This is a genomic window from Caulobacter endophyticus, assembly GCF_029543245.1.
Classification (GTDB): Bacteria; Pseudomonadota; Alphaproteobacteria; order Caulobacterales; family Caulobacteraceae; genus Caulobacter; species Caulobacter endophyticus_A.
In genome coordinates this window covers 22,117-42,512 of record NZ_JARQWV010000002.1, presented here as the reverse complement: position 1 = coordinate 42,512, position 20,396 = coordinate 22,117, and the positions used below count along the sequence as shown (strand labels likewise).

General features: G+C 70.3%; 18 protein-coding genes and 1 riboswitch. Of the genes, 2 read left to right on the top strand and 16 right to left on the bottom strand.

Annotated features, from left to right (window positions below; translation table 11 throughout):
* Positions 1–54: 54 nt before the first annotated feature.
* Both P7A99_RS02290 and P7A99_RS02285 read right to left on the bottom strand, forming a co-directional pair.
* Positions 55–1,329, bottom strand: coding sequence for a metal-dependent hydrolase family protein (locus tag P7A99_RS02290; protein WP_277792330.1), 1,275 nt, complete (start codon positions 1,327–1,329; stop codon positions 55–57).
* Positions 1,330–1,424: 95 nt separating this feature from the next.
* Positions 1,425–2,261 carry an alpha/beta fold hydrolase gene (locus tag P7A99_RS02285; RefSeq protein WP_277792537.1) on the bottom strand — a complete coding sequence of 279 codons (837 nt, stop codon included), beginning with the start codon at positions 2,259–2,261 and terminating at the stop codon, positions 1,425–1,427.
* Positions 2,262–2,588: 327 nt separating this feature from the next.
* Between P7A99_RS02285 and P7A99_RS02280 the strand changes: the two genes are divergently transcribed.
* Positions 2,589–3,056, top strand: coding sequence for a HEAT repeat domain-containing protein (locus P7A99_RS02280; protein ID WP_277792329.1), 468 nt, complete (start codon positions 2,589–2,591; stop codon positions 3,054–3,056).
* A 16-nt stretch (positions 3,057–3,072) separates the two neighbouring features.
* Here P7A99_RS02280 and P7A99_RS02275 read toward each other — a convergent pair whose 3' ends face one another.
* The 13 genes from P7A99_RS02275 to P7A99_RS02215 all read right to left on the bottom strand — a co-directional run bounded on the left by P7A99_RS02275 (position 3,073) and on the right by P7A99_RS02215 (position 15,862).
* Positions 3,073–4,479 carry a sensor histidine kinase gene (locus P7A99_RS02275; RefSeq protein ID WP_277792328.1) on the bottom strand — a complete coding sequence of 469 codons (1,407 nt, stop codon included), beginning with the start codon at positions 4,477–4,479 and terminating at the stop codon, positions 3,073–3,075.
* A gap of 3 nt (positions 4,480–4,482) precedes the next feature.
* Positions 4,483–4,797 (bottom strand): type II toxin-antitoxin system RelE/ParE family toxin, encoded by a 315-nt coding sequence (locus tag P7A99_RS02270; RefSeq protein ID WP_277792327.1) that lies wholly within the window; start codon positions 4,795–4,797, stop codon positions 4,483–4,485.
* A complete protein-coding gene (locus P7A99_RS02265; protein ID WP_277792326.1) occupies positions 4,798–5,025 on the bottom strand; it encodes a hypothetical protein in 228 nt (75 codons plus the stop codon).
* Positions 5,026–5,058: 33 nt separating this feature from the next.
* Positions 5,059–5,730, bottom strand: a complete 672-nt coding sequence (locus tag P7A99_RS02260) for a response regulator transcription factor (RefSeq protein ID WP_277792325.1) — start codon at positions 5,728–5,730, stop codon at positions 5,059–5,061.
* A 184-nt stretch (positions 5,731–5,914) separates the two neighbouring features.
* Positions 5,915–7,492, bottom strand: a complete 1,578-nt coding sequence (locus tag P7A99_RS02255; RefSeq protein WP_277792324.1) for a Do family serine endopeptidase — start codon at positions 7,490–7,492, stop codon at positions 5,915–5,917.
* Positions 7,493–7,635: 143 nt separating this feature from the next.
* Positions 7,636–8,109: a cytochrome c-type biogenesis protein gene (locus P7A99_RS02250; protein WP_277792323.1), complete on the bottom strand. Its 474-nt coding sequence runs from the start codon at positions 8,107–8,109 to the stop codon at positions 7,636–7,638.
* Positions 8,106–10,088 (bottom strand): heme lyase CcmF/NrfE family subunit, encoded by a 1,983-nt coding sequence (locus tag P7A99_RS02245; RefSeq protein ID WP_277792322.1) that lies wholly within the window; start codon positions 10,086–10,088, stop codon positions 8,106–8,108. Before P7A99_RS02245 ends, P7A99_RS02250 begins: the two co-directional genes overlap by 4 nt.
* Before the next feature lie 160 nt (positions 10,089–10,248).
* Positions 10,249–10,746 (bottom strand): cytochrome c maturation protein CcmE, encoded by a 498-nt coding sequence (ccmE, locus tag P7A99_RS02240; RefSeq protein WP_277792321.1) that lies wholly within the window; start codon positions 10,744–10,746, stop codon positions 10,249–10,251.
* Positions 10,743–11,870: a c-type cytochrome biogenesis protein CcmI gene (ccmI, locus tag P7A99_RS02235; protein ID WP_277792320.1), complete on the bottom strand. Its 1,128-nt coding sequence runs from the start codon at positions 11,868–11,870 to the stop codon at positions 10,743–10,745. The genes ccmE and ccmI overlap by 4 nt, the downstream gene beginning before the upstream one ends.
* Positions 11,871–11,932: 62 nt before the next feature.
* Complete coding sequence (locus tag P7A99_RS02230) at positions 11,933–13,264, bottom strand: hypothetical protein (protein ID WP_277792319.1); 1,332 nt, start codon at positions 13,262–13,264, stop codon at positions 11,933–11,935.
* 175 nt (positions 13,265–13,439) lie between these two features.
* Positions 13,440–14,834, bottom strand: coding sequence for a sensor histidine kinase (locus P7A99_RS02225; protein WP_277792536.1), 1,395 nt, complete (start codon positions 14,832–14,834; stop codon positions 13,440–13,442).
* Positions 14,835–14,850: 16 nt separating this feature from the next.
* The gene (locus P7A99_RS02220) at positions 14,851–15,528 is read right to left on the bottom strand and encodes a response regulator transcription factor (protein WP_277792318.1); all 678 of its coding nucleotides are present in this window, start codon (positions 15,526–15,528) and stop codon (positions 14,851–14,853) included.
* Between the two features lie 16 nt (positions 15,529–15,544).
* Positions 15,545–15,862, bottom strand: coding sequence for a PepSY domain-containing protein (locus P7A99_RS02215; protein ID WP_058349335.1), 318 nt, complete (start codon positions 15,860–15,862; stop codon positions 15,545–15,547).
* A 157-nt stretch (positions 15,863–16,019) separates the two neighbouring features.
* Positions 16,020–16,234, top strand: a riboswitch (cobalamin riboswitch).
* Between the two features lie 116 nt (positions 16,235–16,350).
* Here P7A99_RS02215 and metE point away from each other — a divergent pair.
* A complete protein-coding gene (gene metE / locus P7A99_RS02210) occupies positions 16,351–18,687 on the top strand; it encodes a 5-methyltetrahydropteroyltriglutamate--homocysteine S-methyltransferase (protein WP_277792317.1) in 2,337 nt (778 codons plus the stop codon).
* A gap of 145 nt (positions 18,688–18,832) precedes the next feature.
* Here the strand turns inward: metE and P7A99_RS02205 are convergent, their stop codons facing one another.
* A complete protein-coding gene (locus P7A99_RS02205; protein ID WP_277792316.1) occupies positions 18,833–20,281 on the bottom strand; it encodes a GntP family permease in 1,449 nt (482 codons plus the stop codon).
* Positions 20,282–20,396 lie beyond the last annotated feature (115 nt).

Below are 20,396 nucleotides of genomic sequence, written 5' to 3'. Positions count from 1 at the left end.
GCTGCTAAGGAAAAGCCTAGCGGGAGTCCTCTTTGTTTCGAGCCGGGCCCGCTCCTACTTCCTCACCACCGCCCCGCCCTTCATTACGAAGACCGGCTTCTCCAGCACGGTGACGTCCGCCAGCGGATCCCCCGACACCGCGATCAGGTCGGCGTAGCGGCCGGCGGTCACCTGCCCCAGGTCCTTCTCGCGGCCGAGCGCCTGGGCGGCGTTGACCGTGGCGGCCTGGATGGCCTGGAGGGGCGTGGCGCCATAGCGGACCATCACCGCGAACTGGCGGGCGTTGTCGCCGTGGGGATAGACCCCGGCGTCGGTGCCGTAGACCATCTTCACCCCGCCTTTCAGCGCCTTGCGGAAGTTCTCGCGCTGGACCTCGGCGATGTCGCGGTCCTTGCGCAGGTTGTCCTCCAGCACGCCGTTCTTGCGACCCTCGGACTGGGTGTAGTCGGTGTTGTAGATGTCCATCGAGAACCAGGTCCCCTTCTGGGCGGCCAGCTTGATGCCCTCGTCGTCGACGAGGCTGGCGTGCTCGATGGTGTCGATGCCGGCGCGGATGGCTTCCTTGATGCCGGCCCCGCCGTGGGCGTGGGCGGCGACCTTCAGGCCGGACATATGGGCCTCGTCGGCCACGGCCTTCATCTCGTCATAGGTCAGCTGCTGCTGGCCCGGCTCGTCGCCGCGCGAGAAGACCCCGCCGGTGGCGCAGATCTTGATCACCTGGGCGCCGTACTTCTTCAGTGTCCGCACCGCCTTGCGGGCCTCGTCGGGGCTGTCGATGTTGTAGGGGGCCTTCTGGTCCATCGACGGCGGGAAGAAGGTGCTGTCGCAATGCCCGCCGGTGGCCCCGATGGCGTAGGTGGCGGTGACGATGCGCGGGCCGGGTACGACGCCCTCGTCGATGGCCTCCCGCAGGCCCACGTCGTTGAAGCGGTCGGCGCCGACATTGCGCACGGTGGTGAAGCCGGCGTCCAGCGTGGCCTTGGCGTTGGCCGTCTGGGTCACGCTCCAGAAGGCGTCGCTGAACTGCAGGGCGTTGTAGCCGCCATAGACGGGCGAGGCGTCGAGATGCACGTGCATGTCGATCAGGCCGGGCAGCAGGGTCGCGCCCGGCAGGTCGACGGCTTCAGCGTCGGCCGGAATCGCGAAGTCGCCGGCCCTGCCGACGGCGGTGATCCGGCCGGCGACGACCAGCACCACGGGCTTTTCGACATAGCGCCCTGTGGCGACGTCGAGCAGCCGGGCGGCGGTGACGACCTTGGTCTCGGCGGCGTGCGCCACGGTCGAGGCCAGCGCCAGGGCCGCCAGGGTCGAAATCGTCAGTCCACGCATCCGCTCGGCCTCGCTTCGAGTTACAGGCGAGGACGCTAGAGCGTGACCGTGAAAGTGGAAAGGGCGGCCGCGCGCGGCGGCCGCCCCTTTTTTCGTCAGGCCTTGCAGAAGGCCAGCAGGTCCGGGTTGATGATCTCCGGGTGCGTGGTGCACATGCCGTGCGGCAGGCCCTTGTAGACCTTCAGCTCGCCCTTCTTGACCAGCTTGGCCGACAGCAGGGCGGAATCGGCGATCGGCACGATCTGGTCGTCGTCGCCGTGCATCACCAGCACCGGCACGTCGACCTTCTTGAGGTCGTCGGTGAAGTCGGTCTCGGAGAAGGCCTTGATGCAGTCATAGTGGGCCTTGACGCTGCCGGTCATGCCCTGGCGCCACCAGTTCCAGATCACGCCTTGGTCGACCTTCGCGCCCGGACGGTTGAAGCCGTAGAACGGGCCGGCCGGCACATCGTAGAAGAACTGGGCGCGGTTGGCGGCGGTGGCGGCGCGGAAGCCGTCGAACACCTCGATCGGCAGGCCGCCCGGGTTCTTGTCGCTCTTGACCATGATCGGCGGCACGGCGCCGATCAGCACCGCTTTCGCCACGCGGCCCGGCTTGGCGCGGGCGACGTAGTGGATCACCTCGCCGCCGCCGGTCGAGTGGCCCACGTGGATGGCGTTCTTCAGGTCGAGGTGGTCGGTCAGGGCCGCGACGTCGGCGGCGTAGGTGTCCATCTCGTTGCCGGTGTCGGTCTGGGTCGAACGGCCGTGACCGCGACGGTCATGGGCGATCACCCGGAAGCCCTGGGCGTAGAAGAACATCATCTGGTTGTCCCAGTCGTCGGCCGTCAGCGGCCAGCCGTGGTGGAACACGATCGGCTGGGCGGTCTTGGGACCCCAGTCCTTGTAGTAGATCTGCACGCCGTCCTTGGTCGTGACGAAACCGCTGCTCATGGTCTTGGCTCCTGGGGTAGGTGACGCGGGCGAGGCCGCGGCGAAGGTCGGCGCGACCGCGAAGGCCGCCAGGCCGAGGCCGACGGCGAGAACGTCCCGGCGCGAAGCGCCGTCGTCGGAAGGTTGGGTGGTCATCGCTCGCCCTCTGCATCGAACAAACGGGGCGCGTTTCATGGCGGCCCCGAGCCCGTGCAAGGTGTCCCAGAGCGCGGCGAAGCGCTTGAACGTATCGCGCGGTCGCTGGGACGAACGCGCCGGGACGTGCGGCGAGAAGGAGAAGGCGCAAGAGCGTTTGCCGTTTCCGCGCCCGGCCGCCATCATCGCCGGATGCAAGCGCTCTACCTGCCGCCGTCGGACTTCCTGAACGCCATCGTCGAAGAGCGCGTCCCTCTGTCGGGCATGGCGGACGCCGAGCGGAACCTCGAGCGGCTGATCGTGCTGACGCGCGATCCCGACGCTGCCAATCGCGACTGGGCGACCATGCTGCTGGGCCAACAGGAGATCGACACGCCGGGCGTCCGCGACGCCCTGCTGCAGGCGGCCCACGACGAGCACCACGTCGTGCGGGCCGAGGGCGTGCTTGGCCTGGCCATGCGCGATCCGAGCCTGGCCCTGCCCTTCGTCCAGGCCGCCCTGCGGGCCGAAGCCGTCGCGCCTGCCATGCTGGAGGCCGCCGCGCTCTGCGCCCATCCGTCCCTGATCGAGGACCTGAAGGCCTGGGCCGAACCTTCCGCCAACACCTATGTCGACGACCTCGCCGTCGAGGCCCTGGCGGCCTGCCAAGCCGCCGCCTGACCGCCGCCCCGCGCGCCTATTCGGCCCGCGGCAGCACCAGGGCCACGCGCAGGCCCGGACCCATGCCGTTGTATTCGCCCGGCCCCTCGGCCAGTTCCAGCCGGCCGCCATGCGAGGCGGCCACGGCCTGCACCAGCGACAGGCCAAGACCCGCGCCCGGCTCGCTGCGGCTGTTCTCCAGGCGCACGAAGCGCTGGACCACGCGGGCGCGGTCCTCCTCGGGCACGCCAGGGCCGGTGTCCGTCACCGAGAACTCCAGCTCGCCCGACGAGCGGCGGCGCAGCCGCAGCATGATCGCCCCGCCCTCGGGCGTGTACTTGATGGCGTTGTCGAGCAGATTGGCCAGGGCCTGGGCGATGAACTCGCGGTTGCCGCGCAAGCTGAGCGCCGGCGTGATCTCGGCCTTGAAGTCCAGCCCCTTGTCCTCGCACGAGAACTCGTAGAGCTCGGCCATGTCGGTGGCCAGGTCGCTGGCCTCGAAGGTCTTCTGGTCCGGCGCCTGGCCGGCGGCCTGCAGGCGGGCGATGGCCAGCACGGCGTTGAAGGTCTTGAGCACGCCGTCGGCGTCGGACAGCGCCGTCTCCAGCGCGGCCACCGGGTCGCCCTTGCCGTTCTCGGCGTCGATCAGGGCCACCTCCATGCGGGCGCGAAGGCGGGTCAGGGGGCTGCGCAGATCGTGAGCGATGGCGTCGCCGGCGTGGCGCAGACCGCCCATAAGTCGCTCGATGCGGTCGAGCATGTCGTTCAGGCCCTCGGCCAGCTCGTCGTACTCGTCGCGGGCGCCGCGGATCTTGGCCCGGGCGTGCAGGTCGCCGCCGCGCACGGCGTTCACCACGTCCACCAGCCCCTGCATGCTGCGGCTGACATTGCGGCTGATCAGCACCCCGCCGGCCAGGCCCAGTATGATCACCAGCGCGCCCGCGCCCCACAGGGCCCGGACGATCTTCATCACATAGCCTTGCGACTCTGCGACGTCGGCGCCGACGAACAGGATCTCCCCACCCGCCAGGCGCTCCTGCACGCCCCGCGCCGAACGCCGCACGGCGGCGCCGTCGAGATCGGTCTCGGTCAGGGTGAAGCTGCGCCAGGTCGGCCCCGTGCCTGTGAAGTCGTCGATCGGCGACTCCTCGATCGAGCCGGTGATCCGCTTGCCGGTCTTGTCGGCGAAGTAATAGAGGAACGGGCGTTCGCCGATGGCCCGCTCGACCAGGGTCTGGTTCAGGGCGTTGACCCCGCCCTGGCGATAGGCCGCCTCCAGGCTCTCCATCTCGCGGGTGATCTCGGCGTCGGCGCGCCGGTCCACCTCACCGGCGGTGGCGATGTAGATATAGCCAAGGAACGCCGTCGCCGCGGCCGCGAACAGGGCCAGGAACAGCAGGGTCAGCCGGAACGGCGTGGAACGCACGAGGCGCGGCAGGCGCATGGTCTAACTCTTCTTACCCATCAGGGCGGCGATGTCTTGGCGGCTGTCGAGGATGCGGAGCACCTGGATGCCAGCTTCATCGGGCAAAGGGTCATAGACGATCAGCCAGGGTCGAACCGAGAACGATCGCGGATCACCGACATAGTCCTGGCGGAGACGCCCCATGAGAGGACGGCGGGCCAGACGATTGAGGACCGCTTCGATCCTCGCGACGACGGTCTCGGCGCGCTCCAGTCCGCTATCATCGACGATCCACGCATAGAGACCACGCAGGTCTCTTCGGGCCATCGCCGATCGAACGACCTGGGGCGGCGCCATCTAGCCCTTGCGGGCCTTTTCAAACTCGGCGCGCAGATCACCCAGGATTTCGTCCGTGTCCCAGATCGCGCCCTTCCCCTCGGCCAGTTCGCGCCGCGCCTCGATCAGCGACTCGTTGATGGCGTCGCGGTTGCGAACGAGCCAGGCTTCCACCTCCTCGTCAGAGGGGATGGGGCCACGGCCGTCACCGACCTCGTCGTCCGGGATGGGCTTGGACGGCTTGTTCATGGCGCTCAGCCTAACACGGGTCAGGCACGCCGCCTACGGATCGAGCCGGTAGCCCGCCCCGCGCACGGTCTGCAGCATGGCCCGGTCGAAGCCCTTGTCGATCTTGCTCCGCAGGCGGGAGATGTGCACGTCGATGACGTTGGTCTGCGGGTCGAAGTGGTATTCCCACACCTTCTCCAGCAGCATGGTGCGGGTCACCGACTGGCCGGCGTGGCGCATCATGAATTCCAGCAGCTGGAACTCGCGCGGCTGGAGATCGATCTCCTTGCCCTGGCGATGGACCGTGCGGTTGATGAGGTTCATTTCCAGTTCGCCCACCTTGAGGGTGGTTGCGACCGCGCCCGTCTCGCGGCGGCGCGACAGGGCCTCGACGCGGGCGATCAGTTCGGGGAAGGCGTAGGGCTTGACCAGATAGTCGTCGGCGCCGGCTTTCAGGCCGTCGACGCGGTCGGTCACCTCGCCCAGGGCCGACAGGAACAGCACCGGCGTCTGGTCGCCTTCCCGGCGCAGGGTCGAGACCACCTCGACGCCGTTCTTCTTGGGCATCATCCGGTCGACGATCAGCACGTCAAAACCGCCCTTGCCGGCCTCGACCAGGCCCGCCTCGCCGTCCGGCGCATGCACGCACTCGTAACCGGCCTCGGTCAGGCCGTGGGTCATGGCGCCGGCGGCCTCGAGATCGTCTTCGATAATCAGAATACGCATCAGCCAACCCCTCGTGCGCCGATGGAGAAACGACCCACGTTCTCCCGATTCGACCAACCGGCGCGATAGTAGCCGGCTGGATACCGGCTTTACGAGGCAGCGTACCTTAAACCTTGGTCACATACGAAAAGCCCCGCCTCGATTTCTCGAGGCGGGGCTGATCCTTCACGACCTTAAAGAGGCGCTACGGCGCGATCTTGATCGCGATGATGGTCGGGCGGCCGGCGCGGATGATGCGCAGGTTGACGCTCGGACGCTGCAGCTTCTTGGCGGCTTCGATGGCGGTGTTGACCTCGCCGATCGTGGTGACCGGTTCGCCGTTGATGCTGCTGATCACGTCGCCCTTGCGCAGGCCCTTCTCGCCGGCGTCCGACGAAGCCTTCACGTTCTCGATCAGCAGGCCCTTGACGCCGCTGTCGATGCCGTTGGCCTTGCGGGCCGCATCATCCAGCGGCGCCAGGCTCATGCCCAGGGCCTCGGCCTTGGGGGTCGCCGGCTTGGCCGGAGCGGACTTGTCGCCGCCGTCCTCGTTGTCGTTGTCGGCCAGTTCCTTCTCGGTCGGGCGCACGCCCGAACGGATCTCGACCGTGCGGGGCTTGCCGCCGCGCAGGACCGCCAGCTTGATGACCTCGCCCGGACGGGCCTTGGCCACCTCGCGGGTCAGTTCCGAGCCGCTCTTGATGTCCACGCCGTTGACGCTGGTGACGACGTCTTCGGGCATCAGGCCGCCGCGCTGGGCGGGGCCGCCCGGCACTAGGTCGGCGACGATGGCGCCCTTGGTCCCGGCCAGGCCCTGGGCCTCGGCCATCTCGCTGGTGAACGGCTGGATCTGGGCGCCGATATAGCCGCGCACGACCTTGCCGCCGTTGATCAGTTGCTTGGCGGTGGCCTCGGCCACGTCGGCCGGGATGGCGAAGCCGATGCCCACCGAGCCGCCGGTCGGCGAGAAGATCGCCGTGTTCACGCCGATCACCCGGCCGTAGATGTCGAACGACGGACCGCCCGAATTGCCGCGGTTGATGGGCGCGTCGATCTGAATGTAGTCGACGAACTGCGAGGAGTTGTCGCCCAGGTCACGGCCATAGGCCGAGATGATGCCCGCGGTGGCCGTGCCACCCAGGCCGAACGGGTTGCCGATGGTGATCACCCAGTCGCCGACGCGCGGACGGGCCTGGTTCTCGAAGTTCACGAACGGGAAAGCCGAACCCTTGGCCTTCGGGTCGGTGACCTTGATCACCGCCAGGTCGGTGCTTTCGTCACGACCGACCACGGTGGCCTTCAGTTCGCGGCCGTCCTTCATGACGACGTTGATGCCGTCGGTGTCGGCGTCGGCCACCACGTGGTTGTTGGTGACGATGTAGCCGTCGGCCGAGATGAAGAAGCCCGAGCCCGAGGACTGCTGCTTGGGCGCGGCCTGGGCGTCCTCGCCCTCCTCGCCCGGCTTCTGGCCGCGCGGCACGATGTCGAACGGCAGGCCTTCCAGGCCCGGAATGCGCAGGCGGGCCTTCGGATCGGCCTTCGAGGTCACGTCGATCTGCACGACGGCCGGCGAAACCTTCTCGAAGATGTCGGCGAAGGACAGCGGCGCGCCGGGCGGCGGGGCGAACATCGGGGCGCTGGTCGCCGAAGCACGCACCAGCGACGGCTCCTGCTCGGCCGCGCCGGCCGGTCCCATGCGCATGCCCACGCCCGCCAGGGCGGCGCAAGCAACGCCGGCCCCCGCGACGGCGCCAACAATGAATCCTGACTTCCGAGCAGCCATCTTTCGTCTTTCCTCACCCACGACGCTCCGCGCCGGGTTCTCGAACAGAACCTAGTTGCACCAGCAATTCGTGCAACGGTTCCAGGATTATCTTTCCTTCATGCTCACGGCGTTTCTTGCGGCCTCATCAGGGCGCAATCGTGTCATTCGTCCCCGCGAGCTTCACCAAGCAGCCCCTTCAGCCGCGCCTCTTCCTCCGCCGACAGCGCTTCCGGCGCCGCTTCCGGGCTTCGCCGACGCCGCAGCAGCGCGACCATCAGCCCGCCGCCGGCCAGCAGAACCGCCAGCGGCGTAAGCCACAGCACCGCGTTTCCGGCCGAGAACGGCGGCTTCAGCAGCACGAACTCGCCATAGCGCTCCGTCAGGAACGCGCGGATCTCGTCGTCGCTCCGCCCCTGCTTCACTTGGTCGCGTACGAGAAGACGCAGGTCGTGGGCCAGGGCCGCCTCGGAATCGTCGATGGACTCGTTCTGGCAGACCAGGCACCGAACTTCCTTGAACAGATCGCGCGCCCTGGCCTCCTGGGCGGGATCTGGCAAGCGTTCGGAAGGATCCGACGCGGCGCCCATGCAGGCGATGGCCGCGAGGGCGACGGCGAGGGTGCGGAAAGCCTTCACGCCTGCGCTCCCTTGGCTTTCCGGGCGACGCCCATGCGCAGCCGCCGGTCCGACAGCGAGATCGCCCCGCCCAGCGCCATCACCAGCGGCCCCAGGAAGATCAGCCGCACCCACGGATTGACATAGGCCCGCACCAGCCAGGCCGGCTGGCCGTTCGCGCCCGCCCGGCGCTCGCCGATGACCACGTAGAGGTCGTCCAGGCCACGCGGGCACAGCGCCACCTCAGAGGTCGTCTGGCCGCCGGTGGGGAAGAACCGCCGCTCGGGCTGGGCCGTGCAGACCAGCCCACCGCCCTGCTTCTCGACCCGCACGATCCCGCGTTCGGCCAGGTAGTTGGGACCTTCCAGCGTGCCGACGTCGGTGAGGGTCAGCACGTAACCGCCCAGCTCGATCCTGCCGCCGACCGACAGGGCCTGGGCGCTCTCAACCTTCCAGGCGGTCTCGAAGCAGGCGCCCAGCACGAAGAGGCCAAGGCCGGCATGGGCGATGGTCGTGCCCCAGGCCCCGCGCGGCAGGCCGCCGGCCCGGCGGCGCACCTCGGCCCAGGGGGCGCGGAAGGCCTTGGTCCGCTCGGCCAACTCGGCCAGCGCGCCCCCGATCAGCCAGAAGCCCAGAACCAGGCCCAGGCTCGCCAGCGCCTTGCGCGGCGTGACCACGGCGTAGGCGACAAGGCCCAGGATCGCCGCGATCAGCAGGGCCAGCCACAGCCGGCGCATGACGAGGCGCGCGTCGCCGCGCTTCCAGGCCAGCAGCGGCCCGGCCGGCAGGATGGCCAGGGCCAGCACCAAGAGCGGCGTGAAGGTCAGGTTGAAGAACGGCGGGCCCACCGACACGGCCTCGCCGTCCATGGCCTCGCGGATGAGGGGGTACAGCGTGCCCAGCAGCACCGTCGCCGTCGCCGCCGACAGGATGATGTTGTTGAGCACGATGGCGCTCTCGCGGCTGACCGGCGCGAACAGCCCCCCGGCGTTCAGGCTCGGCGCGCGGATGGCGAACATCAGGAAGCCGAAACCCGCCGCGATCCCCATGATGCTAAGCAGCAGCACGCCGCGCGTCGGATCGACGGCGAAGGCGTGCACGCTGGTCAGCACGCCCGAGCGCACCAGGAAGGCCCCCAGCATCGAAAAGCCGAAGGCCGCCAGCGCCAGAAACACCGTCCAGCCCGGCAGGGCCCCGCGCTTTTCCAGCACGATGGCCGAGTGCAGCAAGGCCGCGCCGATCAGCCAGGGCATGAAGCTGGCGTTCTCGACCGGATCCCAGAACCACCAGCCGCCCCAGCCCAGCTCGTAATAGGCCCAGAAGGCGCCCAGCGTGATGCCGACGGTCAGCAGGCTCCAGGCCGCCAGGGTCCAGGGCCGCACCCAGCGGGCGAAGGCAGCGTCGACCTTGCCCTCGATCAGGGCGGCGACCGCGAACGAGAACACCACCGAGAAGCCTACATAGCCCGCGTAGAGGAACGGCGGATGCACGGCCAGCGCCCAGTCCTGCAGCAGCGGATTGAGCGAGCGGCCTTCTACCGGCGGGTCAGGCAGACGGGTCAGCGGGTTCGAGGCGAAGACGGTGTAGGCCAGGAAGAGCACGCCCAGCGCGCCCTGCACGGCCACGGCCCAGGCCCGCAGGCGCGGCGGCAGGCGCTCGCCGAACACCGCCACGGCCGCGCCGTAGCCGGTCAGGACGAGACACCACAGCAGCATCGAGCCCTCGTGGCTGCCCCAGGCGCCGGCCACCTTGTAGAGCAGCGGCTTGGCGGTGTGGGAGTTGGCCGCCACGTTGGCCACCGAGAAATCCGAGCCGACGAAGGCGTAGATCAGGGCCGCGAAGGCGCAGGCCAGGGCCGCGAAGGCGCCCAGGGCCGCGCCGCGCCCGGCGCCGGCCAGCACGCCCGAGCGCCGCCACGCGCCGGCGGCGGAAAGGCCCGTCTGGGCGACCGACAGGGCCAGGGCCAGAACCAGCGCGAAGGCGCCGAACTCGACGATCATCTGATGAAACCTCCCCTTCTCCCCTTGCGGGAGAAGGTGGCCCGCGCAGCGGGTCGGATGAGGGGTCGCGCGGACAGGGGAGCAAAACCCCTCATCCGTCGGCTGGCGCCGCCACCTTCTCCCGCAAGGGGAGAAGGGCCGGACAGATTATGGGAAGCGTTCAAGGCTTACTGGCTCCGGGCGCCTGATAGCTGGGCTTGCCGCTTCCCTCGCCGCGCCACTCGCCCTGCTCCTTGATGGCTTCCGCCACCTCGCGCGGCATGTAGCGCTCGTCGTGCTTGGCCAGCACCTGCTTGGCGACGAACACGCCGCCCTCGTCGAAGGCGCCTGTGGCGACGATCCCCTGCCCCTCGCGGAACAGGTCGGGAAGGTCGCCCTGGTAGCGCACCTTGCTGGTCGCCTTCTGGTCGGCGACCGTGAACTCCACCAGGCCGTCGGGATGCTTGACCACGCTGCCGGCCTGGACGAGCCCGCCCAGCTGCACCTTGCGGCCGGCCGGCACCTGGGCCTCCTGGGCCTGGGCGGGAGTGTAGAACAGCGAGATCGAGTCCCGCATGCCGTACAGCGCCAGGCCCACGGCCAGGGCGGCGACCGGCGCGATCGCCAGCAGGATGGTCAGGCGGCGGCGCGCCTTGCGGGACTTGGGAAGCAGACTCATCGGCCGTTGGCCCCGGGGGCGTTCAGGTTCTGGGGAGGGGTGTCGGCGGCCTGGCGCAGGGCGGCCAGCACCCGGGGCTGGTCCTTGAAGCGCGCCGAAGCGTCCTTCAGGGCGGCGTCGCGGCGGGCGACATCGCCCAGCACGGCATAGGCCCGCACCAGCCGCACCCAGCCCTCGGGATCGTCGGGCGCGGCGGCCAGCCTCTGGGCCAGGCCTTCGACCATGCCCTGGATCATCTCGGGCGTGACCTCGCCGGCGGCGGCCGCCTGCTGCGGGGCGGCGTCGACCAGGCGTCCGGCCTTGGCGGTGCGGTCGATCTCGGCGGCCAGCGCCGGGCGGCGCGGGTCGTCCACGGCCAAGTCGGCCAGCACGGCGCGCCAGCCGGAAAGACCCGCCTTGAGCTTGCCGTCGGCGATCTCGCCCTTGGCCAGGTGATAGCGGGCCGACAGGTTCTTCGGATCGCGCTTCAGCGCCTGCGTGAAGGCCGTGCGGGCGTCGGCGCCCACCTGTCCTGCCTCGCTGGTCACGAAGGCCTCGCCCAGGGCGGTCCACAGGTCGGCGCGCTGCGGGGCCAGGCGCACGGCCTTGCGCAGCGCCTCGGCCGCGCCCACGGCGTCGCCGCCCGCCATGCGGGCGATGGCCAGGTTGCGATAGAGCTCGGGATTGTTCGGCTCGCTCCGGGCGACGTGCTCCAGGATCGCCACGATGCGCGGCGGATCCAGCATGGCCGGATCGCCCGCCCTCCACTCGGCCACGCGCCGCTCGAACGGCTGGTCCGGCGCGCCCGGCGCCCCCACGACCATGTAGAGGCCCAGCGCCAGCAGCGGCGCGACGGCGGCCGCGACCACCACCACGCGACGCGGACCCAGGCCCTCACGGGGCCAGACTGCGCTCTGGTCGGCGGCGGCCAACAGGCGACGGCCGGCCTCGGCGCGGGCGGCCTTCAGCTCGCCTTCCGCCAGAAGCCCGCGCTCGGCCAGCTCGTCGATCTCCGAAAGCTGGCGGCGATGCACGGCCAGGACCGGATCGTCCCCGGCGGGCGCCAGGCCACGCGCCGCGCCCCGCAGCACCAGGGCGGCGACAGCGGCGGACAGACCCGCGGCGGCGATCCAGAAACCGATCATGAGACCGCTGTTAGCCGGAGAAGCGGCCGCCCGTCAGTGAAAAAACGCTCTTAAGGGAGGGATTACGCCGCCATGGCCGCGACGGCGCGGCGGCGGACGATCTCGGCGGTCTTCTCGTCGCGCGTATGGACGATGTAGCCGGCCGCGATGTCGAGATAGGCCCGGGCGATCTGCGGGTCGCCGCCCTCGCCGGTGCGGGCCACGTGCAGGCAGTCCTCGATGTACTGGTCCAGGCGCTGGTTCAGCTTTTCCAGGGCCTTGGTCCGGGTCGCGCCATAGCCGGCCTGGGCCGCGCAGGGGCGCAGGTCCTCGATGAAGGCCAGGGCCGCCGTCGCCCGCCGCACCAGTTCCTCGTCCGGGGCTGCGTCCAGCTTGGGCACGCCCTTGCCGCCGCCCATCTTGCCCATCATCGAGATCGGCCGCGACGGCAGGGCCAGGCCCAGCTCCTTGTCGGCGGCGTTCATCCGCGCCTCGGCCGCCTGGGCGGCGGCCTGCTTGAACTTCGAGATCCGCTTGCCCCACGGGCCGTCCTTGGCCACGTCGACCGCCTGCTCGAACTCGGTCAGCTGGTTGGCGATGCGCTGAGCGCTGGCGGCGGCCTGGCGTCCGGCCGCCTCGCCGCCGGCCAGGTCGAAGCCGCGCACGTGCTCGATGCTGGCCTCGATGTCGGCCAGCATCCGCTCGCCGAACGCCTTGACCTCCGACGAGGCCAGGTAGCGGTCGTTGGGACGGTCCATCACCGCCGAGATCACCCGCAGGATCCGCCACGGCTCGGGCAGGTGCGCGGCCAGCATCTCGAACATCCGGGGACCGGAGTCGCCGCTGATGGCGCAGGCGTCGCGATAGGCCAGGCGGGCCGAGGCCGCCCGCTCGCCGTTCATGCGGCTGACCCACTCCGACAGTCGCGGCAGGGCGTTGCGGACGATGATCGACAGATCGAGATAGTCGGCCAGTTCCGCCGCGTCGCAGATCTTGCCCACCGCCTCGAACTCGGGCCGGGTCGGCTCGCGCAGGCCGCGCGCGGCGATCTTGCACAACTGGTTGAAGACGTCGGGGACGCCGTTGTCGAGGTCCCAGGGATTGCAGCGGGCCGCGCCCTCGGCCACCTGGCGCGGGGCCTCGGCCTTGAGGGCGATCCACAGCAGGGCCAGCGCCCGGCGCGGGAACTGCGGCAGGTCGGCCGCGCGCGGCTGGCACAGCGGGGCGATCGGCGAAAGTATGGTGTTGCGGACGTAGCGGTCGGCGGTCTCGTCCTCGACGATGCTCCGCACGGTGGCCAGCGCCCCGCCGCCGGCGTTGGCCAGCGCCAGCTCCAGACTGCGCAGAGCCGCATCGGGCGCGGTCTCGACCAGCGTCCGGATGATCAGCAGTTTTTGCGCGGCGAGTGCGGCCATGGATCTCCGCCGGGGACGGGGGGTGTCCTGGCAGCGTCAACCATGTTGCGAACGAGGTTAAAACTTTCCGAAACCGCTGCTTTTTCAACACCGGAAGATCGGGCGAATGGTCGCGGGCGCGAAAACTCCACCTGTGCGACAGCCTGCTCGCCCGAAGGTGGCGATGCAGAGAGCATCAGCCCTCGGCGCGCGGCAGCGACAGCACGACCCGCAAACCTCCCAGCGGCGAATCGTCCAGCCGCACCGAGCCGCCATAGGCCCGCGCCAGCTCGTCGACGATCGACAGGCCAAGGCCGGTGCCGGGCGTGTGCTCGTCCATCCGCTGGCCGCGCTTGAGGGCGTCGGCCCGCTGCTCGGACGGAATGCCCGGGCCGTCGTCGTCGACGATCAGCAGCATCTTGCCCTCGCCGTCGGGCTTGGCCTCGGCGCGGATCTTGCCCTTCGACCACTTGCCGGCGTTTTCCATGACGTTGCCGGCCAGTTCCATGAAGTCCTGCCGCTCGCCCTGGAAGCACAGGTCCTCGGGGCAGCGCCAGTCGATCTCCACGCCCCGGCCGTCGGACTTGTCCTGGAAGATCCGTTCCAGCGTCACGGCCAGCTCGTCGAGGATCGGCTCCACCGGCGTGCGCTCGCCGCTGGTCTGCGAACGGGCCGCCGCCCGCGCCCGGCGCAAGTGGTGGTCGACCTGTTCGCGCATGGTCTGGGCCTGGCGCTCGACCACCTCGGCCAGCGACCCGCCCTGCTGGCTGGCCTCGGTCAGCATCACCGACAGCGGGGTCTTCAGGGCGTGGGCCAGGTTGCCGACGTGGGTGCGCTGGCGCTCGACCACTTCCTGGTTGTGGGCCAAGAGGCCGTTCAGCTCGCCGGCCAGCGGCTCCAGCTCCACCGGATAGGGCCCGGCCAGCCGCTCGGCCTTGCCGCGCCGCACGTCGGCGATCTCGCGGCGCAGGCGGAAGATCGGCTGCAGGCCGAAGCGCACCTGCACCACGATGGCCAGGATCAGGCCCGCGCCCAGCAGCAGCAGGGCGAAGATGGTGATCCTGCCGAAGCGGTCGGCGTCGTCGTCGATGGGCGAGCGGTCCTCGGCGGCGATGAACACCACGGGATCCGGATAGTTGGGCAGCCGCGCCAGGATCGCCGCCGCCCGCAGCGGCTTGTCCTGCGGCCCGTGCATGTCGAAGAACTGGGTCTTGCCCGGGTCGGCGGTCAGCCGGTCCACCTGGGCGGTGGACAGCATCAGGTCGCTGTCGAACAGCGAGCGCGAGCGCTCGACCGCCTTCAGCGCCCCGTTCTTCTGGGCGAAGATCGTCCAGTAGCGGCCCGAATAGGCACGCGTGGCCCGGATGTCGGTGAGGAACGGCGCCTTCAGCACCCCGTCCTCCACCGCCGAGCCGGCGTAGAGGTCGTCGGTCAGCACCGCCAGCGACTGGTCGAACCGGCGGATCGCCGCGTCGCGGAACTGGGCGGTCAGGAAGGCCCCGGCCGCCAGCAGCACGATCAGCGTCCAGATGGCCGCCAGCAGCACCAGCCGCCGGACGAGCGAGCGCTTGCGGAAGTCGAGCAGCATCAGGCGCCGCCGCGCGGGATCACCCGGCCGTCTCGCCTTCCAGCGGGGTCAGCCGGTAGCCCAGGCCCCGCACCGTCTCGATGCGGTCGGCGCCCAGCTTCTTGCGCAGGCGGCCGATGAACACCTCGATGGTGTTTGAGTCGCGATCGAAGTCCTGGTCGTACAGGTGCTCGACCAGCTCGGTGCGGCCGATCACCCGGCCCTGGTGCATCATCATGTAGTGCAGCAGGCGGTATTCCAGCGAGGTCAGGCGCAGCGGCTCGCCGTTGACGCTGGCCCGCGCCGCGCGCGGGTCCAGGCGCAGGCCGCCGCAGGTCAGGCTCGGCGCGGCGTGGCCGGCCGAGCGTCGCAGCAGCGCCCGCAGGCGCGCCAGCAGCTCTTCGGTGTGGAAGGGCTTGGTCAGGTAGTCGTCAGCGCCCGCGTCGAAGCCGGCGACCTTGTCGCTCCAGTCGCCGCGGGCGGTCAGGATCAGCACCGGCGTGGCGACATTGCCGCGTCGCCAGCGCTCCAGCACCGACACCCCGTCCACCTTTGGCAGACCCAGGTCGAGGACGACCGCGTCGTAAGGCTCGGTCTCGCCCAGGAACTGGGCCTCCTCGCCGTCGGCGGCGTGGTCGACGGCGTAGCCGGCGTCGGCCAGGGCCAGCTTCAGCTGGCGCGACAGGTCGGGTTCGTCTTCGACGAGCAGGATGCGCATATCTTGTAGAGACTCCTTAGCCCCCGCTGAGGATCCGGCCGCTCTCGGCGTCGACGATGAAGTCGATGCGGCGGCCGTCGGTCGTCGCCCAGCGGATGCGATAGTTGCGCCCTTCCAGACCCGCGTCGAGCAGGCGGCCGGGCGTGCGGCGGGCGATGTTGTCGATCACCGCGCTCAGCGGCACCAGTCGGCCCGACTGAACCCCGCCGCGCGCCTGGTCCTGCCGGGCCCGCCAGTCGGCGCCCAGGGAGTCAGGGCCGCGCTGGGCCAGAGCCGCGCCCGGGAGGGCGGCGACGATGGCGGCTGCGGCGAGTATGGCTCGGATCGGCTTCATGGCGTCCGGTTTAGCCGCGCACGGCTGAATGGAGACTGAACGCGGGGTTTATGAACGGTGTGCGACGTCCTGTCACGGGCCAAGGCCACGCTCCGACGCAATCGGAGATCACATAAAGATATCTTTATGTCCCAATTGACAGAGCCCGCGACCCCAGGCTTGATAAGGGGGTCGTGGTCTGCGGGCGTTTCGCGCCCAAAGCTAAGAGGGAAGCCGGTGTGAAACCGGCGCTGCCCCCGCAACTGTAAGCGGCGAGCGGCCGTCCGATACGTGTCACTGGTGCGCCGAACTCGACTCGGTGGCGCATCGGGAAGGCCAGGACGGCGGCGTTGACCCGCGAGCCAGGAGACCTGCCTCGACAGATAACGTCCTCCGGCGGGGTGCCCGGTCTGGTCGCTAGCTCCAGGCGCGGGTCGGCCAGCCCGTTCGCGCGCCTGCGCGCCCGCGCCCCGTCCAGCCTCCGTCATCATCGAGACAGAGGCTAGTAAATGACCGTCACCGTCGCCGCTCTCGGCTTCCCCCGCATCGGCCCCCAGCGCCGCCTGAAGACCGCCCTCGAGGCCCATTGGGCCGGCCGCCTCGACGCCGCCGACCTGCAGCACGAGGCCGCCACCCTGCGCGCCCTGGCCTGGCGTCGCCAGGCCCATCTGGGCGTCGACCACGTGCCCAGCAACGACTTCTCGCTCTACGACCACGTGCTGGACACCGCCGTCATGGTCGGCGCGATCCCGGCCGCCTATGGCTGGACCGGCGGCCCGGTCGACCTGCCCCTCTACTTCGCCATGGCGCGCGGAACGCAGGGCCGCCAGGCCTGCGACCACGGCTGTGCTCACGAGACCTCGGCCACCGGCCTGCCGGCGCTCGAAATGACCAAGTGGTTCGACACCAACTATCACTACCTGGCCCCCGAACTGTCGCCCGGCCAGGCCTTCGCCCTGACCTCGACCAAGGTCGTCGACGACTTCCTCGAAGCCAAGGCGCAGGGCGTCTTCACCCGGCCGGTGATCCTGGGTCCCGTCACCTGCCTGAAGCTGGCCAAGTCCAAGCATAAGGACTTCCAGCCCCTGTCGCTGCTGTCTTCCCTGCTGCCGGTCTACGCCGAGGTGCTCCAGCGCCTGGCCGCCGCCGGCGCCGACTGGGTGCAGATCGACGAGCCGTGCCTGGCGCTCGACCTCACCGACTTCGAGCGCGCCGAGATCCGCCGCGCCTACGGCGCCCTGACCCACGCCGCCCCGCGCATCCGCATCCTGCTGGCCAGCTATTTCGGAACCTACGGCGACAACCTCTCCACCGCCGCCAACCTGCCCGTCGACGGCCTGCACCTGGATCTGGTCCGCGCCCCGCAGGACCTCGACGCCGCCATCGCCCTGGCCCGCGACAGCCTGGTGCTCGAACTGGGCGTCGTCGACGGCCGCAACGTCTGGCGCGCCGATCTCGAAGCCATCCTCGACCGGGTCGAGCCGGTGGTCGCCGCGCGCGGCCCCGACCGCGTGATCCTGGCCCCGTCCTGCTCGCTGCTGCACACCCCGCTCGATCTTTCCATCGAGACCGGTCTCGATCCCGAAGTCGCCCAGTGGCTGGCCTTCGCCGTGCAGAAGCTGGAAGAGCTGGCGATCCTGGCCAAGGCGCTGAACCAGGGCCGCGCCGCCGTTCGCGCCGAGCTCGACGCCGCGGGCGCCGCCGTGGCCTCGCGCAAGACCTCGCCGCGCATCCACGATCCCGCCGTCCAGGCCCGCGCCGCCGCCGTAACGACCCGTGACGCAACCCGCGCCGCGCCGTTCGAGCAGCGCATCGTGCTGCAACAGCAGCGCCTTGGCCTGCCGCCCCTGCCGACCACCACCATCGGCTCGTTCCCGCAGACCGCCGCCGTCCGAGCGGCCCGCGCCGCCCATGCCAAGGGCCAGCTGCCCGACGCCGACTACGCCGAGTTCCTGCGCGCCGAAACCGCCCGCGCGGTGGCCTGGCAGCAGGACATCGGCCTGGACGTGCTGGTCCACGGCGAGTTCGAGCGCAACGACATGGTCCAGTATTTCGGCGAGCGCCTGAACGGCTTCACCTTCACCAAGCATGCCTGGGTGCAGTCCTACGGCTCGCGCTGCGTGCGCCCGCCGATCCTTTACGGCGACGTCTCGCGCCCCGCGCCGATGACGGTGGAGTGGTGGGCCTACGCCCAATCCCTCACCGACAAGCCGATGAAGGGCATGCTGACCGGTCCGGTCACCATCCTGCAGTGGTCGTTCGTCCGCGACGACATTCCGCGCGGCCAGACCTGCCGCCAGATCGCCCTGGCCGTCCGTGACGAGGTCGTCGACCTCGAAGCCGCCGGGGCCGCGATCATCCAGATCGACGAGGCCGCCCTGCGCGAGGGCCTGCCCCTGCGCCGCGGCGACTGGGACGCCTATCTGGCCTGGGCCGTCGAGGCCTTCCGCATCGCCGCCAGCGGCGTGCGCGACGAGACCCAGGTCCACACCCACATGTGCTATTCGGAGTTCAACGACATCATCGCCGCCATCGGCGCCATGGACGCCGACGTCATCTCCATCGAGACCGCGCGCTCGAAGATGGAGCTGCTCGACGCCTTCGAGGCCTATGCCTACCCCGCCCAGATCGGCCCCGGCGTCTACGACATCCACGCTCCCCGCAGCCCTGCCTCGGGCGAGATGCTCGACCTGCTGGCCAAGGCCGGCGCGCGGCTCTCGCCCGCCCAGCTGTGGGTCAATCCCGACTGCGGCCTGAAGACCCGCAAATGGGAGGAAGTCCAGCCCGCCCTGGCCAACATGGTCGCGGCCGCCAAGGCGGCGCGCGAGCAGTTGGTCGGGGCGTAGCCGACATCGCCCCCTCTCCCCTTGCGGGAGAGGGTGGCCCTGCGAAGCAGGGTCGGGTGAGGGGTCTCTCAAACACCAAACGCCGCGAGACCCCTCATCCGTCGACTTCGTCGACACCTTCTCCCACAAGGGGAGAAGGTACACTTCAAAACGCCCCCAGCAGCGTCCCGGCCGCGATCACCACCGCCAGCGCCACGATCGACGGGACGATGCCCACCATCACGATGTCGCCATAGCTTTCCTTGTGGCCGCAGCCGCACAGGGCCAGCAGGCTGACCACCGCCCCGTTGTGCGGCAGGATGTCGAGCGTACCCGAGCCGATCACCGCCACCCGGTGCAGCAGGGCCGGATCCACCATGTGGCGCGCGGCCAGGTCCACATAGGTCGGCCCCAGCGCCTCCAGGGCGATGGTCAGCCCGCCCGAGGCCGAGCCGGTAAGCGCGGCCAGTACGTTGGTCGCCGCCGCCAGCGACACCAGCGGCCCGCCCGGCAGGTCCAACACCGCGTCGCGCACCAGGGCGAAGGCCGGCAAGGCCGCGATCACCGCGCCGAAGCCCACCAGGCTGCACACCGACAGCGCCGGCAGCACCGAGGCGTTGGCGCCGGCGTCCATGCTGCGCTTGAGATTGGAAAGCCGCGTCCAGTGGATCACCACCAGCGCCCCCGTCCCCGCCGCCAGGGCCGCGGCCACCGACCATACGCCCGCCACGTCGCTCAGGGTCGCACCGCCCCAGCGCGGCTCCTCCAGGAACGAGGCGTCGATCCTTGGCAGCACGACCAGCGACATCAGAAGGTTCACCGCGATCACCACCGCCAGCGGCGCGATGGCCGCCAGGAAACCGGGCGCCGAGGCGGCGATCGCGCCGCGCTCCAGCTCGGCGGTGTCGAAGTCGCGCGCCGTCACCGCCCGCTCGCGCACGTCGGGGTCGCCGGCCGCCGGAGCCTCGCGCTCGGCCCCGCCATAACCCTCGCCGGCCTTGCGGGCGCGGCCCTGGGCGTAGGACAGCCAGGCCATGCCGCCGGCCAGCATCACCACCCCCGCCAGCAGCCCCAGGCCCGGCGCCGCATAGGGGCTCGTGCCGAAGAACGGCATCGGGATGGCGTTCTGGATCGCCGGCGATCCCGGCAGGGCCGTCATGGTGAAGGTCGAGGTCCCCAGGATCAGCGTCGCCGGCATCAGCCGCCGGGGAATGTCGGCGGCGCGGAACACCGCCCCGGCCATCGGAACCAGCACGAAGAAGGCCACGAACAGGCTGACCCCGCCATAGGTGACGACCGCGCCCGCCAGCACCACCGCCAGCACGGCCCGCCGCGCGCCCAGCCGCTCGGTCATGATCCGGGCGATGGCCGAGACCGAGCCGCTGTCGTCCATCAGCTTGCCGAACAGCGCGCCCAGCAGGAACAGGGGAAAGAACTGGGCCAGGAACCCGGCCGCGCCGGGCATGAACCTCTGGGTCAGGCTGGCCAGCAGCGGCTCGCCCGAGAAGCCCGCCGCCACCAGGGCCGCGGCCGGCGCCAGCAGCAGCACGCTCCAGCCGCGATAGGCCAGGCCCACCAGCAGAACCAGCGCCAGCACGATGCCGAGAAAACCCATGCGCCGCCCTCCGGGACCTACCCTGGCGAGCATTCATGTCGCCGGCGCGACAGGCAACCGGCGATGACGCGCGGGACCGACCTGAAAGGCCGGCGCCCGCTGGATAGGCGCGCTG

Bases quoted from the DNA above. Each gene is read 5' to 3' on its own strand.
- P7A99_RS02290 (WP_277792330.1), bottom strand. From the start codon at position 1,329: ATGCGTGGACTGACGATTTCGACCCTGGCGGCCCTGGCGCTGGCCTCG.
- P7A99_RS02285 (WP_277792537.1), bottom strand. From the start codon at position 2,261: ATGAGCAGCGGTTTCGTCACGACCAAGGACGGCGTGCAGATCTACTAC.
- P7A99_RS02280 (WP_277792329.1), top strand. From the start codon at position 2,589: ATGCAAGCGCTCTACCTGCCGCCGTCGGACTTCCTGAACGCCATCGTC.
- P7A99_RS02275 (WP_277792328.1), bottom strand. From the start codon at position 4,479: ATGCGCCTGCCGCGCCTCGTGCGTTCCACGCCGTTCCGGCTGACCCTG.
- P7A99_RS02270 (WP_277792327.1), bottom strand. From the start codon at position 4,797: ATGGCGCCGCCCCAGGTCGTTCGATCGGCGATGGCCCGAAGAGACCTG.
- P7A99_RS02265 (WP_277792326.1), bottom strand. From the start codon at position 5,025: ATGAACAAGCCGTCCAAGCCCATCCCGGACGACGAGGTCGGTGACGGC.
- P7A99_RS02260 (WP_277792325.1), bottom strand. From the start codon at position 5,730: ATGCGTATTCTGATTATCGAAGACGATCTCGAGGCCGCCGGCGCCATG.
- P7A99_RS02255 (WP_277792324.1), bottom strand. From the start codon at position 7,492: ATGGCTGCTCGGAAGTCAGGATTCATTGTTGGCGCCGTCGCGGGGGCC.
- P7A99_RS02245 (WP_277792322.1), bottom strand. From the start codon at position 10,088: ATGATCGTCGAGTTCGGCGCCTTCGCGCTGGTTCTGGCCCTGGCCCTG.
- ccmE (WP_277792321.1), bottom strand. From the start codon at position 10,746: ATGAGTCTGCTTCCCAAGTCCCGCAAGGCGCGCCGCCGCCTGACCATC.
- ccmI (WP_277792320.1), bottom strand. From the start codon at position 11,870: ATGATCGGTTTCTGGATCGCCGCCGCGGGTCTGTCCGCCGCTGTCGCC.
- P7A99_RS02230 (WP_277792319.1), bottom strand. From the start codon at position 13,264: ATGGCCGCACTCGCCGCGCAAAAACTGCTGATCATCCGGACGCTGGTC.
- P7A99_RS02220 (WP_277792318.1), bottom strand. From the start codon at position 15,528: ATGCGCATCCTGCTCGTCGAAGACGAACCCGACCTGTCGCGCCAGCTG.
- P7A99_RS02215 (WP_058349335.1), bottom strand. From the start codon at position 15,862: ATGAAGCCGATCCGAGCCATACTCGCCGCAGCCGCCATCGTCGCCGCC.
- metE (WP_277792317.1), top strand. From the start codon at position 16,351: ATGACCGTCACCGTCGCCGCTCTCGGCTTCCCCCGCATCGGCCCCCAG.
- P7A99_RS02205 (WP_277792316.1), bottom strand. From the start codon at position 20,281: ATGGGTTTTCTCGGCATCGTGCTGGCGCTGGTTCTGCTGGTGGGCCTG.